The sequence below is a fragment of the Nitrosospira sp. Nsp1 genome, from assembly GCF_900100985.1.
Taxonomy (GTDB): domain Bacteria; phylum Pseudomonadota; class Gammaproteobacteria; order Burkholderiales; family Nitrosomonadaceae; genus Nitrosospira.
The window spans coordinates 73,983-88,327 of the sequence record NZ_FMUF01000003.1; the positions used below are offsets into that span (position 1 = coordinate 73,983).

The window sequence follows — 14,345 nt, forward strand, 5'->3', positions numbered from 1 at the left end:
GACAAAAAAAAGGAGTAGAAACTACTCCTTTTTAGGCAAAAACCTGAATCGACAAAGATCTCCGCCACTAGCCATACATTCGTGCTGCTCGACCTTGGTATCGGTAAACGTTTCCATCAAGCCCTTATCCAGGTGGCAGATTTCCAGATCTTTTACCGCCATTTGGTGAAAGACACAGTTATCGGCTTCAATAACTGCCTCGCCACCCGGCAATGTCGCATTTCTCGCATTGTAACCAAGCTGATCCATTACTTCGGCAAGCTTTTGGACCTTTTCCTGTTGCGTGGTCAATTCTGGGTACTGGCTTCGTATCTGCCGGGCTATGCCTGCACCGATACCGTTCAGCCGCTTACGCATGTTTTCCGCGCCTTCTTCACGCTGAACCGAGGCCACCACCAGTTGCGCAAGCCACGAATATTGACGTGGAAAACTTTCCTGGCCGAGCTCGGTGAGAACGTAAAGTTGCTGAGGACGGCCTCCGCCAGATGGACGCGTAACTCCTGCCGCAATTAATCCTGCTGCTTCCAGGGACGCAAGGTGCTGTCGCACGGCATTTCGGGTAATTTCAAGCCCTTTCGAAAGCTCATCCACACTCATGCCGGTTCTGTTCCCACGCAATAGCTTGAGTAGTTGCTTTTGGCGTGCACCCATTTTATTAACCATTTGGTTGTACCTCCTTCCCCCCCGTCTGTATCAGGAAATCGAAAAGCGTGTTATAGCACATCTAGCACTATACGCTATCTTAATACACTTTACACATAAAATAGTTGACAAATTCACACTCATCCCTTTACAATTTTTTCACAAACGATAATTTATTGTAGCCCTTGCTTCGCGTCTTTGGAGCAGTCGCTCGATTCTAAAGGAGCGCGCGGCATGAGAACAAGAAATTTATTCGCAGCCTTATCCCTCAGCTTATTGGCCGCCTGCGCTCAGCTAAGCCCTCACGAAGCCCTTCAGAACACCAATATCAGAAAAGCTTCCCAGAACGCCAGAACACGCAGCGATCATGATGCCTTGACGCAGTATTTCGAAAATACAGCGAGAGAAATGCAGACGAAGGCAAAGGAGCAAAAGAAATTACTTGAGCACTACGAAGATAAAGGATATCTCTATGGTCGGCGAGCCCAGGATTTGAAATCACATACTTATGCTTTGGTTCGTAAATACGAGGCGAATGCGGAAGAGAGTATAAAAAAAGCCGCGATGCATCGGCGAATGGCAACGGAACAGGCACAACGCGAATTTGCCGCCCGTAAAGGGCAAATTGTAGACGCTGCCACGCTAAATCCTAACTCCAATTAGGCGCCGGCCAGGCCTCCACGAAATCGCCATGAAACACGGGGGCTGACAGCCCGGTGCTTCAGTCTCTCCATGCTGGAAATCTCGGCAAGCCCAGGAAGAAATTCATATCGTGGTTGGGCCAAAGCTGCGCGTTTTCGGTGCGGGCAAGCGCCTTCAGCTTACGAATGCTTGCTAGCGCCAGTGCTTCGTTATCCTGCCAACAGTACCCTGGCGCAACCTCCTCCTCCAGGTTTTCCACCAGATCGGCTGCATCCCCACACAGGATGACGGGCGGCCCTTTTTGCAGTTCGATGAATAGCGACATATGCCCGGCCGTATGCCCAGGGCTGGCAACCGCCTGGACGCCGGGGGTCAACATATACTCACCCGTCATTATCTTCCATTGCCCCGCACTCGCCAGCTCACCGGTAAACACGCTGCCATCCTGTCCGGTACGCGCTGCCGCCACTTCTTCAGCCTGAACATGCACCTCGCAGCCGGGCAGGTCGCACAGGCCGCCTGCGTGGTCGAAATGCAAGTGCCCGATAAACACAACATCGATATCGGATGGTGCTAGCCCCAACTGTGCCAGATAGTGAGGGATACGTTGGTCTTCCTCCATCGCAGGCGGTTCGAACGAATGACGCATGGGCTCGAAATATTTTGCGCGAAGTGCTGGGTCGGCAAGCTTGCGATAGTCGCAACCCACATCGTAGAGAATGCGTCCATTGGGCGTTTCAATCAAATAGGCAAGAATCGGCGCATCGATAAATCTGCCATGGCCGCGGTTGCGTGTCGAGATTGTCTTCTCGTAGCGATGCGTGCCTGTCAGCAGCGGCCAAATCTTCGTATCGCGAGGCATATTAAATTCCCATTGTTTCTAGACCTCGCCAATGCAGATTGACGTCCTCAGTTAACTTCAATGGTGTTCAGTCTCAAATGCCGAGTGTTCTGACTGTTCCGGGTGTTCCGGGTGTTCGGCGGTTTCGTCAGTACTTGAATGATTCATCTTGCCGAATATCAGATGAGCGGAAAAATTCAATCCCAAAGGCACCAGCAATGCAACCACCAGCAATGCCACCAGTGCGGTGTTAACGCTTACGTCGATTTCTCCGCGCGCTATTTTCCTGAGAACCCATATAGCCAGACAAAGCAATCCAGTCAGGATTATGACGCTAAAGGTTATCAAACCGCTATCAGCCATGGTTTACTCGATTTTGATCGACAATATTACCGTAATTACTGGTTACGCCCAAAATTACGGTTTAGTGTGCCATGATAGGCTGAATGCAACCAGAAAGCAGCAATGGCAAAGCCGGATAATCCCGAATGCCACGGCCTGATCGAATCGGCCAGAAAACCTATCTTAAACTTGGACTTGAGAGAAGCTTGCGATTGACATCCGTGACTATCCCAATTAGAGTATTAGCTGGGTTCGCGCGGGCGAATTCAGGATAAAACATACGCAGAATTACAATTCTAACGATGAGTAAAGCGCTCATGGTTAATGAGTACTATCCAGATGCTTATCCTTGTTGATCAGGGCGTGGCAAGTTGTAAGTACCGTTAAACAAAAGCGGCTGCTATTTCATTAAAACGTAACGTATAGTAAAGGAAAGTAATTATGAAAAAAACCATAACGATGTTTGCAAGTCTTGCCTTAGGATTGTTATTAGTAGGAACCGCGCAAGCAGCCGAACAAAAATTCAAGGTAGTTATCAATGCTTATGACACTACTATTCCTGAGCTCAACGTGGAAGGTGTGACAGTCAAGAACATCCGCGCGTTTAACGTTATCAATGAGCCCGAAACCCTGACTGTGAAGAAAGGAACCAAAGTAAAGATTACCGTAGAGAACAAATCCCCTATCAGCGAGGGATTTACCATTGACGAATATGGAATTCAAGAAGTACTCAAGGCGGGAGAAACAAAAGAGGTCTCTTTCGTAGCGAACAAGAGCGGTGCGTTTACCATTTGGTGCCAGCTCCATCCCAAGAACATCCATCTATCGGGTTCCTTGAACGTTATAGATTAAAGTCCCGTTACGGAGACTGTGAAGTAGCAGGATCGGCGGCGTAGTAGAAAAAGCGAAAGCAGCGAAGCTAACATCGACAACAACAGATCGAAGTGACGATCTGGTCAATGATAGCTTCGAAGCTGCCGAACGCCGAAGCAGAAGCGGCATGGTAGGCGCGCTCGTAGCTCGTAAGATCAGGATGCAATATTGATAAGGTGCATTTAATCTGCCATACCGCGGCTGTTCATAATAAGCCTGAAACTACTCAGGAAGGTGATGGAGTATTCCTAAGGAGTAAGCATTGCTTACTGGAACAATGAAACCCGCTACGCAGCGGGTTTTTTATTTGTAGTAAGTAGCATCGATTTAACAGGATAAGCTTCTTCAAAAGCTGGATTACTAAGTTTGATAGAAGTGTGTCTTTATCGACTTGGGCGGCCACGCTCAACCGCTTCTGCGTAAACGCCAACCCCTTCCTGTCACGCCCATACTCCAACCCTTCATTATCGCTTGGATCGTATTTTGTATGCCACCGAACAGATAAAACTCGTCAAAAGAGCATAATAAAACCTCAAATCAAAACGAGGAGAATTAAAATGACTCTCGGAACGATTCTTATGATTGTGCTGATACTTGCCCTGGTGGGTGCGATTCCAACATGGGGTTACAGCAGCGGCTGGGGTTATGGACCGAGTGGCGGTATCGGATTCGTGCTGTTAATAGTGCTTATTTTGGTTTTGTTGGGGCACATCTAGCTTGCTAAGCTGAAAGCTATGCGGAATTACGAGAAGAGGCCCGCCAGTAGCGTATAGATGACAGATAGCCCCATGCCGAACCATGCGAGCTAGTAGTATTTGCATGAACTGGTGCGGGGCTATCGCTACCAGGGCGACGAAGGCGATGAAGAAGAGGATGAGCAGGGCCATCGGAAAAGTATATTCCCATACTTTCTGGGTGGAATAACATCAGTTGTTCGAATTTTTCTAATAACTGAAGAATCGCAGCATTAAATACCAATAGGGTCAGACTTAGTCTGACCCTATTGGTTCTCGAACGGGAGTCGCTGGTTTACGAAGTGCGGTCGGCCTGCTTTGCCTGCCACTGCGCGTACAAGCCCTCTTCGTCCGCAGGCTTCAACGGTCGCAGCACCACTTCCTGCTGCAAGGGAGGGCGAGCCATCTGTGCATACACGTCAGCAGTCGACAGCCCATATGGCTCGCCCTCATCGTTGGAATAGGCGTACCACGCCCGATGGATACCGCACAGGTGCATTGCGGCCAGGCACATGGGGCATGGGTGACCGCTGGCGTAGATTTCGCAACCATCAAGATCAGGACGACCCAGCACACGGCTGGCTTTGCGTATCGCCTGCATTTCGGCGTGACAGGTCGGATCCTGGGTACTATGAATCTCATTTACCGCCCGGGCGATCACCTGCCCTTGGTATATCAGCACCGCACCGAAAGGCCGACCCCCGGCCTTAATATTGTCCCGGGCCAGCGCCAGGGCTTCTCGCATGTGCTGCTCACTGCTCATGATTGTGCCTTCTTGTAATCCAAAGTCGAGTGTCGACATACATATCTTACTCTTTCAGTGTGTCCTGGAAAACAAGACCGCCGTACCGACTTCCTCAATCCAAAGAATATAAAAGGTCAAAGTCGATTGATAAGAAGCGTTCCGACCGCTAGACCCATACGATACGTACTCAGATTTTCAAAAGAAATCAATACATTGCCTTTATGTCCATTCCCATATCAGTTGTAGCTCCCTCTCTCACCCCGGATGAACTACAATGTCATGGCGCCGGGGTCCGCCCGGCTCGGTGTTGTAGCTCCCTCTCTCACCCCGGATGAACTACAATATAGCCGCCCTCCGCGCCAAACTCGAAACAGTTGTAGCTCCCTCTCTCACCCCGGATGAACTACAATGCGCCTTGATCTTTGTACTCGGCGGGTTCCGTTGTAGCTCCCTCTCTCACCCCGGATGAACTACAATCACGCCTCGCACCTACCAGGATAACGAGGTGTTGTAGCTCCCTCTCTCACCCCGGATGAACTACAATCGCCTTTCGCGAACGTCCCTTCTGGGTATAGTTGTAGCTCCCTCTCTCACCCCGGATGAACTACAATACCGGCAATACCGGCCAGGCGGTGACCGTGGTTGTAGCTCCCTCTCTCACCCCGGATGAACTACAATGGCCGCTAGTCGCACGAAAGACGTCTACCGGTTGTAGCTCCCTCTCTCACCCCGGATGAACTACAATAATCCCGCCGGCGCGGTCTCTCCGAATACCGTTGTAGCTCCCTCTCTCACCCCGGATGAACTACAATGATGGGGTTGGTTTCTATTCGTCGCTCTGTGTTGTAGCTCCCTCTCTCACCCCGGATGAACTACAATGTACCGACAGTTTTTATCGTGTTGCCATAAGTTGTAGCTCCCTCTCTCACCCCGGATGAACTACAATCTACAACATTATGGACGCCGTCGGACAAGCGTTGTAGCTCCCTCTCTCACCCCGGATGAACTACAATAAGAAGCGCTTCGCGTTCTTATGTCGATCGGTTGTAGCTCCCTCTCTCACCCCGGATGAACTACAATACGCGGCGATCTGGATGCGTTGCGCCGTCGGTTGTAGCTCCCTCTCTCACCCCGGATGAACTACAATTGCGCCCACCGGGTCACCTTGAACGGATGAGTTGTAGCTCCCTCTCTCACCCCGGATGAACTACAATAGTAGGCGGCATTTCCATTGAGCGCACCCGGTTGTAGCTCCCTCTCTCACCCCGGATGAACTACAATCCGAGAACACCGGATCATGCTTGACGCGATGTTGTAGCTCCCTCTCTCACCCCGGATGAACTACAATTGATAGCACAGGCGCTAAACGCTTAGCTTCGTTGTAGCTCCCTCTCTCACCCCGGATGAACTACAATGCAGAGCGATATCGTCACTCATCTCCGCGCGTTGTAGCTCCCTCTCTCACCCCGGATGAACTACAATTGACTTCCGAGAATCCTCGACCGGCGCGGAGTTGTAGCTCCCTCTCTCACCCCGGATGAACTACAATGGGTGAGAAGCCCCGCCCGGAACAGTTGCGGTTGTAGCTCCCTCTCTCACCCCGGATGAACTACAATAGCGCGCAAAAAGCCCACGTACACCATCCGGTTGTAGCTCCCTCTCTCACCCCGGATGAACTACAATTGTTGTCACCGCCGCCACCGCTCAACATGGGTTGTAGCTCCCTCTCTCACCCCGGATGAACTACAATTAATGCGTTTGGGTATTGATTTGTTATGCGGTTGTAGCTCCCTCTCTCACCCCGGATGAACTACAATATCACGTCACAACTCGGCGTGGCACGAGACGTTGTAGCTCCCTCTCTCACCCCGGATGAACTACAATCAGCTCGATGCCGACCCTAGCAACCAGACGGTTGTAGCTCCCTCTCTCACCCCGGATGAACTACAATTTTCCGCGTAACCCTGAACGCTCGGATGCTGTTGTAGCTCCCTCTCTCACCCCGGATGAACTACAATCAGCCGGGATTGTTCCCAGCGAGACATTTAGTTGTAGCTCCCTCTCTCACCCCGGATGAACTACAATAAATGCTCTTCGCGTTCAACGTGCTTGGCAGTTGTAGCTCCCTCTCTCACCCCGGATGAACTACAATAAGACGCTGACCGCTATACCATCGCATCCGGTTGTAGCTCCCTCTCTCACCCCGGATGAACTACAATATGCGTAGCCGAAGTCAGGCGTGTGTACGCGTTGTAGCTCCCTCTCTCACCCCGGATGAACTACAATATCACGTCTCAGTTGGGTGTGGCACGAGATGTTGTAGCTCCCTCTCTCACCCCGGATGAACTACAATCAGCTTCTTTACGCTCGCCGACCCGATAAGGTTGTAGCTCCCTCTCTCACCCCGGATGAACTACAATTCATCTTGGCACTAGCCAGCACCGCTAGTAGTTGTAGCTCCCTCTCTCACCCCGGATGAACTACAATTAGTAAGAGTAGCCTTCCCTCGATCCGTCGGTTGTAGCTCCCTCTCTCACCCCGGATGAACTACAATTTGTATTTTTCCCGATTGTCTCGCGTGAAGGTTGTAGCTCCCTCTCTCACCCCGGATGAACTACAATGTGCCTACGGTTTTTATCGCGCTACCATAAGTTGTAGCTCCCTCTCTCACCCCGGATGAACTACAATGGTTGAAACCGCGTTGACGAATATTAAACAGTTGTAGCTCCCTCTCTCACCCCGGATGAACTACAATTAATTTTTCGCATCCCATCGGTACAGCATGGTTGTAGCTCCCTCTCTCACCCCGGATGAACTACAATCAAATGTGGTTGCTTCAGGCGTGGCGACATGTTGTAGCTCCCTCTCTCACCCCGGATGAACTACAATCCGCCTTGTAGCCGCCCGGTAGCCTAAATGGTTGTAGCTCCCTCTCTCACCCCGGATGAACTACAATACTCAAGCGCGCCACATCTCAGGGTATGTCGTTGTAGCTCCCTCTCTCACCCCGGATGAACTACAATATGCCGCCGTCTTTATCTTCGCGCATGAGCGTTGTAGCTCCCTCTCTCACCCCGGATGAACTACAATGAATGTGTGGATGAACTCTCCCGGCCTCAGGTTGTAGCTCCCTCTCTCACCCCGGATGAACTACAATACATGGGGACGGCGGCGCGTCCTGTACCGGGTTGTAGCTCCCTCTCTCACCCCGGATGAACTACAATCGACAGTTCGGATGCAGGCTGTGGTTACTGGTTGTAGCTCCCTCTCTCACCCCGGATGAACTACAATCCCCTACCACCACGCCCGACACCACCGCATGTTGTAGCTCCCTCTCTCACCCCGGATGAACTACAATGACGTTTGGCTACGATAACAGCGACGATTGGTTGTAGCTCCCTCTCTCACCCCGGATGAACTACAATTGTTTACGAGATCGACATATGCCTTGGCCTGTTGTAGCTCCCTCTCTCACCCCGGATGAACTACAATATTTCAGGTGGTATGTCAGGTACGCCCCGGGTTGTAGCTCCCTCTCTCACCCCGGATGAACTACAATCTGGCGCCGTGCTGAACCGACGAAGCCGCGGTTGTAGCTCCCTCTCTCACCCCGGATGAACTACAATGGCAATCAAGCGCGGCATGATCCGGGCGCGGTTGTAGCTCCCTCTCTCACCCCGGATGAACTACAATTCCCCAGGCCGTCGGTCGTTACGGCGACTCGTTGTAGCTCCCTCTCTCACCCCGGATGAACTACAATCGATAGCCCCGCTTCCTTCCCGCAACAGGCGTTGTAGCTCCCTCTCTCACCCCGGATGAACTACAATTACCCGGTCAAGTCCTGAACGTGCAGCCGCGTTGTAGCTCCCTCTCTCACCCCGGATGAACTACAATATGGAGTCCGGGCTTGTAGTGTTACCCGAAGTTGTAGCTCCCTCTCTCACCCCGGATGAACTACAATGATGATTTCGTAGTAGACCAGCCGGAAACGGTTGTAGCTCCCTCTCTCACCCCGGATGAACTACAATTAAAAGCGTATGCGCTCTCCAAGCGGCAGAGTTGTAGCTCCCTCTCTCACCCCGGATGAACTACAATCTCAGTGCCCGCGAATCATGAGATGCAAGAGTTGTAGCTCCCTCTCTCACCCCGGATGAACTACAATCTCCAGACCGCGCAGCACTCCGCGCCCAAAGTTGTAGCTCCCTCTCTCACCCCGGATGAACTACAATATAGATGCCAACTTTCACACAAGCACAGGGGTTGTAGCTCCCTCTCTCACCCCGGATGAACTACAATATGACCATCCCCGCCTCGGCGCCAGTCGGCGTTGTAGCTCCCTCTCTCACCCCGGATGAACTACAATTTCAGTCGCGATAGTGAAGCTGTCGAAAGTGTTGTAGCTCCCTCTCTCACCCCGGATGAACTACAATAATGATAAGTGGGAAACGCTAGCGCAATGCGTTGTAGCTCCCTCTCTCACCCCGGATGAACTACAATACGGCGGCACGGTTTATCTTAGCACTTTCAGTTGTAGCTCCCTCTCTCACCCCGGATGAACTACAATTGAGCGGACCGGCGCAATTCCTCTTGTGAGGTTGTAGCTCCCTCTCTCACCCCGGATGAACTACAATCCACATTCCTAGAACTATGATCATGCCCGGGTTGTAGCTCCCTCTCTCACCCCGGATGAACTACAATCATGGAAGCACACTGTGGACGGCGTTGAGAGTTGTAGCTCCCTCTCTCACCCCGGATGAACTACAATCTATTATCGCCTCCTATAACACTGTCGCCGGTTGTAGCTCCCTCTCTCACCCCGGATGAACTACAATAGCTCTCACGCAAACGCCCACCAGACCTCAATCTGGCGGGCGTTCTGTTTGAAAAATCGCTCTTCAAAATAGCAGCATTTGGTCGGCCTTCAGTGCTTTTTCTTGAAAAAGCGGCAGGCCGACCAAGAGTTTCATGCTGGCGTATTGCTTTTCGGTGACGGCCAGGCAGCGTACGGAGCCTTCGGGTGGCAGGCTGTTTACTAATCGCTTCATGTGTTTTTCCAGCGCATCGTTGCCATTCAGGATACGACCATACACCGAGAACTGGATCATATCGTACCCATCGTTAATTAGGAAACGGCGGAACAGAGTGTAGGCTTGGCGCTCGGCCTTGGTGACAACGGGTAGATCGAAAAGCACAATCAAGCGCATAAATCGTCGTGTCTCCGTGCTCATGGCTCAGCAATCTAAGTGGTGCTGTTCCTGCCCAATGAGTGTGGGCAATTCCAGCAGTGTTTCGCTGCCGCCGTCATACACTCTTGCAAGGCTTTCTATCGCGTGTTCGATGGCGGAAAGCACGGACATCTTGCCGCGCGGCATGCCTACATCCACATTGAGTAGCCCGACTAGCGCCGTTTTATCTTGTGGATTTAATTCATCGCCAACCAGCGACATGCGCTTCGCTACGAAAAAATCAACTACTGGACGGAATGGTTCGATCACGTCATCAGCAAGATTGAAAGCATTTTGCTCGCTGGCGTGGAACAACCCGATGGAAGGCAGCAGGCCATGTGCCACTAAGCCCCGTGCAATCGTGCCGCGTAACACCGCGTAGCCATAATTAAGTGCAGCATTGGCAAAGCGCGCCTGCTCACGATGAAAGCCTTTGCCGAAGAGTTGCACGAAATAAAACGCAGCGGCCTGCCCTTCCAGATTGCCGACATCGCCGGAGCGCACGCGTCGTGCGTAAGAGTCCAGCTTATCCGAGCCATCGCGCCCAAATGATCGCAGGCAAGCGGATTGATTGCTGATTTTCTTGCGGATGATGGATGCCCATGCCTGCTTGGCGACAGGGCGCGGCAAATCCAGTTGCAGACGCAGCCAGCGCGTGGCGCGCGAGTGCGACAAGAAAGGCAAGAACACGCCGCTGGGATGATGCGTGTCGCCCGTGGCGAAGAGGCTGATGCCGTATTCTCCGCAGGCTGATAGCACCGGATGAGTGAGCATGATTTCGCGGTGGTTGAGCAAGATCACCGCGATGTCCTCGAACGGCACGAAGGCGGTTTGTTCCTGATCGATGGCGAGCCGGAATTGCTCGCGCCGCAGCTTGGCTGGGCGCGAGATGACTACACTACGCCAGGTCACGACGTTTTTCCGGTGGGGCGGGGTAGATGTTGCCAAGGACATCTACATTGAACTTCTCAACATTTAGCGCCGTTTTGACACCGATGCCGCGAATCAACCCATCTTTGCCAACTTGCTGGTTGCGGTCATGTGTCCACAAATTGACATTTCCTGATCCGCGATCACAGCCTGCGTAGTAGCCAACAAACTGGCATTGCTTTTGCGCTACGCGAATTAGGTCATTGGGGTAGATTGAAAAACAAAAACTGAAACTGTCGTCGAGCAGCGGCCACTCGTCTTCATCCTTATGCGCCACAATCACCCGATTCGGCAGCACCTTCGCCACCGTGTGATGCACATACACAGGCACGAGATGAAACTTGTTCGCCTTAGTGAAAACATCCACCCGAACCATGCTGTCGTTCTTGGCGATACCACCGCGAATAGGAATGCCGGAAAGTTTGTCGATCACCATTGTTACGCCGCGCACAATGGGGCCCGTTGGGTTGCAATCGCTGTCGGGTTTGCGTAGTGGATTGTTGGATGGGAATGCCTTGTCGCCTTTGCCACCATGTTGTTCTAAGCGAGCGCGAATGGCGGCATAGAGCTTTTCGTTGCGGTGCGGATCGATTAATTTGTCGAGGTCTTTCAAAGTCAGGCTGGAGAGTGGAACCTTTTGCGTGACCCCGCCTTGTGCTTCTAGGCTTTCCGGCTGCGCGTAGATGGTGTCTTTGTGTGCGGCACCGCTGTTGCGACGTTGGGGCGCGCGTGAAACGAACAACGGACGCAACGACCGTAATGCGTCTTCCGAGTAGGTGCCGAAGCGTTGCATTTCTTCACGCAACCGATCAAGGTCATCTAGTTTCAGGCGTGCCTCGAGTTCATCGCGGAAATGTGGCCACGGATTGGGGAAGTGTTTTTTTATCTGGTCAAACATGTTTGGATTGATGATCTCCCCCGTGTCTACATCCACAAAGCCTGCTCTTACCTGTTCCAATTCTTTGCGGCGCGAGTAATCGGACAAATGTTTCACCATGCCATGGCTGCACGCAGCGACCACGACAGCATCCAGCGCGTGGTGGCGGTCGCTGTCACCGCGTACTTTTATCAAACCCCAGCGCACACGCAGGAAAGAAGTCATTTGCCCGCTGAGTACCACGCAACGTTTGGTTTCGCTGTCTTCATGCAGTTGCAGATATTGCTCGACGTAGTTCTTGAAGAATTTGCAGATGTAGCGAGTGTCGTTGAGGTTACGCTCGCGAAATTCCTTGGCTTCCTTATCGCCGAAATCCTTGCGCAATAAGCGGCTGCGCTTGGCGAGGCGATAGGCTTTGTTGCCTTCAACGAAGGCGACGAACTGCCGCCAACGTTCTCCATTTTCGCCTCCAGGGAATAAGCTTAGGTATTCGTAGGCAGTACGGTTGCCCTTGTCGCGATTTTCTTTTGCGAGTACCAGCACTCGGTTATTCTTGCTGTCGTCGAAGCTACGCGAATAGGGCAAAGCGTGGTCGATTTCGACGTAACCCTGTTCAAACAAGCGATGAATATCCACCGGTTCTATGGAGTAAGCACACTTGCCTTGTTGTTCGCGATATAGCTGGTACTTCTCGAAATCTTTTCCTTTGACTGCGCCCACGATGTTGAAATCCTGTGCAAACAGCACCTTATCTTTTTCGTTGCGGTCGCGGAATTCTTCCTGTGCTGTTTTCACTTTTTTGCGCTCATCGAATGGACGTGATAAATCCCGTGCCATTTCGATATGCACTTCATACGGTGAGCCATACTCCTTGATTAGCGCGTTCACGACCTTACGCGCCTGATTGAGTGCGCGTAGCACCACGGGGTTGCGAGGGATGTCCATGTCATCGCAAAACACCATACGCCCGGTTTTATCGCGCCCTTTGTAGAACGGCGGTAGGTACTTGTGTTCACCCGCACCAACCTTGTGTAACTGGCTGTGGTGGCCATATTCCTGGATGTTGGCGACGGCCTCGTCATAACGCTGACCTTGTTCCATGAGTGGCACGATTTGGTTGAGTGCCTTGAGTGAGAGGTTGCTGAACTTGTCGAAGCGTATATCAAGTAACGCATCCACCATACGCTCTGCATTAGGCAAGGATAATTTGCGTAGCTCAGTTTCTACTTCGGTATCGTCTTTGTAGACGCTCAATACCCAAGCAATCTGATCGAGCAGTTGCGGTCTGCCTTCCAGCGCATCCGTGGAAATCTTCTGCCATTCGTCTTCCAGACTCGCATCTTTGAGTGTCTTACGCAATTCTTGCCAAGCGGAAATCTTTACCAGTGCTGCGGTTTCGGGATCTTTTATTTTCTCATCGGCTTTTTGTCCGCTGGCATACGACAGTCCGGTATAACGGAATGACTCGGGTAAATAGCCCGCTTTGATTAGCGCGGCGCGTAGTTGCTTGTAGGTCAAATCGCCTGCTTGCTGGTATGGCAAAGAGAGGGCGACACGACGCTCCGCTTCATTCAACGAACGGGTCGTGCCATCCACCAAAATGCGCAGGTTGTTGAGACGGGTGAGCCAGACGTGGCGTTCGGCAGTGAAGCTGGCCTTGGGTGCGCGGTATTCGGTTTTCTCGAAGGTGCAATGCCCCAGCATTCTCAACAAATCGCTGCCAGCGAGCGCGGGATTCTGCATCCAGAACAAACCGCTCTTGCGGTCGCCATTGCCAAGAATGGCAGCTTCAAGTTTTTCGGTGGCAAAGGTGTTGCCGAGTTTGCGCTGATGCTCAAACTGTGCCTTCAACTCGTCGCCGAGTAAGATGCGGGATAGTGCTTTGCTATAGTCGCCTTGCTTGTTGCGCTGTGCCTCTGGAAATTCGGCCAGCACCATTTCGGCAGCGGTTCGGTAATTCTTTTCCTGCATAAGTTTTTTTGTGCCAGCCAGTCCTTGCTTGACCTTGCCACCTTCGCTTTTGCTGTCGCCTTCCGCCGCTTTTTCTTCAGCGCGACTGATCCAATGGAAGCCGCGATGCTTGCATAGGTGATAAATGACGCGCGCCCATTCTTCGGCGTTGAGTTGGCGATCAAGCGCATCGACTCGTAATTGCCAAGCTGACTTGAGGACGGAGGTGTTCTTTTCGATTTTAAGTTTGAATAGGTTGGCAACCGCAATCAACCCTTCACGCTTAAGCAAACGTGCCAGCTTGGTGAGCCGCCATGCTCTACGTCGCAGACGTCGGCGAAGCAGCCGTGCTGTGCGGCGTGTAAGGTTAAGGGATTCACCCTCTTTGGCTGTTTCAGCTTTGTCGAAACAACGCACGCCCAAGTCTATGATACGGCTCTCGCTGAGCACCGCCCATCCGACGGATGCAATGCCGATGTCCAATCCGAAAGTCAGTGCGCCAGGATTATCTTGCTTGCTTGTCATTACTTTCTCCGTGATAATG

General features: G+C 52.0%; 10 protein-coding genes and 1 CRISPR repeat array. Of the genes, 3 read left to right on the forward strand and 7 right to left on the reverse strand.

The genetic code is table 11. From position 1 onward, the window contains the following. Positions 1–21: 21 nt before the first annotated feature. Entirely contained in the window at positions 22–663 is a 642-nt protein-coding gene (locus BLP78_RS02535) for a helix-turn-helix transcriptional regulator (protein WP_090456162.1), read from the reverse strand. Between the two features lie 213 nt (positions 664–876). On the opposite strand from BLP78_RS02535, the gene BLP78_RS02540 reads away from it, so the two are divergent. Further along, positions 877–1,305: a hypothetical protein gene (locus tag BLP78_RS02540; RefSeq protein WP_090456164.1), complete on the forward strand. Its 429-nt coding sequence runs from the start codon at positions 877–879 to the stop codon at positions 1,303–1,305. Positions 1,306–1,363: 58 nt separating this feature from the next. Here BLP78_RS02540 and BLP78_RS02545 read toward each other — a convergent pair whose 3' ends face one another. Beyond that, entirely contained in the window at positions 1,364–2,146 is a 783-nt protein-coding gene (locus BLP78_RS02545; RefSeq protein ID WP_090456167.1) for an N-acyl homoserine lactonase family protein, read from the reverse strand. Positions 2,147–2,203: 57 nt separating this feature from the next. Continuing rightward, positions 2,204–2,488, reverse strand: coding sequence for a hypothetical protein (locus tag BLP78_RS02550; RefSeq protein WP_090456169.1), 285 nt, complete (start codon positions 2,486–2,488; stop codon positions 2,204–2,206). Positions 2,489–2,908: 420 nt separating this feature from the next. On the opposite strand from BLP78_RS02550, the gene BLP78_RS02555 reads away from it, so the two are divergent. Continuing rightward, positions 2,909–3,319, forward strand: a complete 411-nt coding sequence (locus BLP78_RS02555; RefSeq protein ID WP_090456171.1) for a nitrosocyanin — start codon at positions 2,909–2,911, stop codon at positions 3,317–3,319. A 578-nt stretch (positions 3,320–3,897) separates the two neighbouring features. Next, positions 3,898–4,056, forward strand: a complete 159-nt coding sequence (locus tag BLP78_RS02560; RefSeq protein WP_072768382.1) for a DUF3309 domain-containing protein — start codon at positions 3,898–3,900, stop codon at positions 4,054–4,056. 313 nt (positions 4,057–4,369) lie between these two features. Here the strand turns inward: BLP78_RS02560 and BLP78_RS02565 are convergent, their stop codons facing one another. The 4 genes from BLP78_RS02565 to cas9 form a co-directional block, all read right to left on the reverse strand. Continuing rightward, a complete protein-coding gene (locus BLP78_RS02565) occupies positions 4,370–4,837 on the reverse strand; it encodes a nucleoside deaminase (RefSeq protein ID WP_090456175.1) in 468 nt (155 codons plus the stop codon). 221 nt (positions 4,838–5,058) lie between these two features. Next, positions 5,059–9,651: a CRISPR direct-repeat array (repeat unit 37 nt; unit sequence GTTGTAGCTCCCTCTCTCACCCCGGATGAACTACAAT). Positions 9,652–9,714: 63 nt separating this feature from the next. Next, the gene (gene cas2 / locus BLP78_RS02570) at positions 9,715–10,023 is read right to left on the reverse strand and encodes a CRISPR-associated endonuclease Cas2 (RefSeq protein WP_090456178.1); all 309 of its coding nucleotides are present in this window, start codon (positions 10,021–10,023) and stop codon (positions 9,715–9,717) included. 27 nt (positions 10,024–10,050) lie between these two features. Further along, a complete protein-coding gene (cas1, locus tag BLP78_RS02575; RefSeq protein WP_218118900.1) occupies positions 10,051–10,956 on the reverse strand; it encodes a type II CRISPR-associated endonuclease Cas1 in 906 nt (301 codons plus the stop codon). Beyond that, positions 10,943–14,326, reverse strand: coding sequence for a type II CRISPR RNA-guided endonuclease Cas9 (cas9, locus tag BLP78_RS02580; RefSeq protein WP_090456184.1), 3,384 nt, complete (start codon positions 14,324–14,326; stop codon positions 10,943–10,945). Before cas9 ends, cas1 begins: the two co-directional genes overlap by 14 nt. Between the last annotated feature and the right edge of the window lie 19 nt (positions 14,327–14,345).

Coding starts and splice junctions, on each gene's coding strand:
- BLP78_RS02565 (WP_090456175.1), bottom strand. CDS start 4,837: ATGAGCAGTGAGCAGCACATGCGAGAAGCCCTGGCGCTGGCCCGGGAC.
- BLP78_RS02550 (WP_090456169.1), bottom strand. CDS start 2,488: ATGGCTGATAGCGGTTTGATAACCTTTAGCGTCATAATCCTGACTGGA.
- BLP78_RS02545 (WP_090456167.1), bottom strand. CDS start 2,146: ATGCCTCGCGATACGAAGATTTGGCCGCTGCTGACAGGCACGCATCGC.
- cas2 (WP_090456178.1), bottom strand. CDS start 10,023: ATGCGCTTGATTGTGCTTTTCGATCTACCCGTTGTCACCAAGGCCGAG.
- BLP78_RS02555 (WP_090456171.1), top strand. CDS start 2,909: ATGAAAAAAACCATAACGATGTTTGCAAGTCTTGCCTTAGGATTGTTA.
- BLP78_RS02535 (WP_090456162.1), bottom strand. CDS start 663: ATGGTTAATAAAATGGGTGCACGCCAAAAGCAACTACTCAAGCTATTG.
- BLP78_RS02560 (WP_072768382.1), top strand. CDS start 3,898: ATGACTCTCGGAACGATTCTTATGATTGTGCTGATACTTGCCCTGGTG.
- BLP78_RS02540 (WP_090456164.1), top strand. CDS start 877: ATGAGAACAAGAAATTTATTCGCAGCCTTATCCCTCAGCTTATTGGCC.
- cas9 (WP_090456184.1), bottom strand. CDS start 14,326: ATGACAAGCAAGCAAGATAATCCTGGCGCACTGACTTTCGGATTGGAC.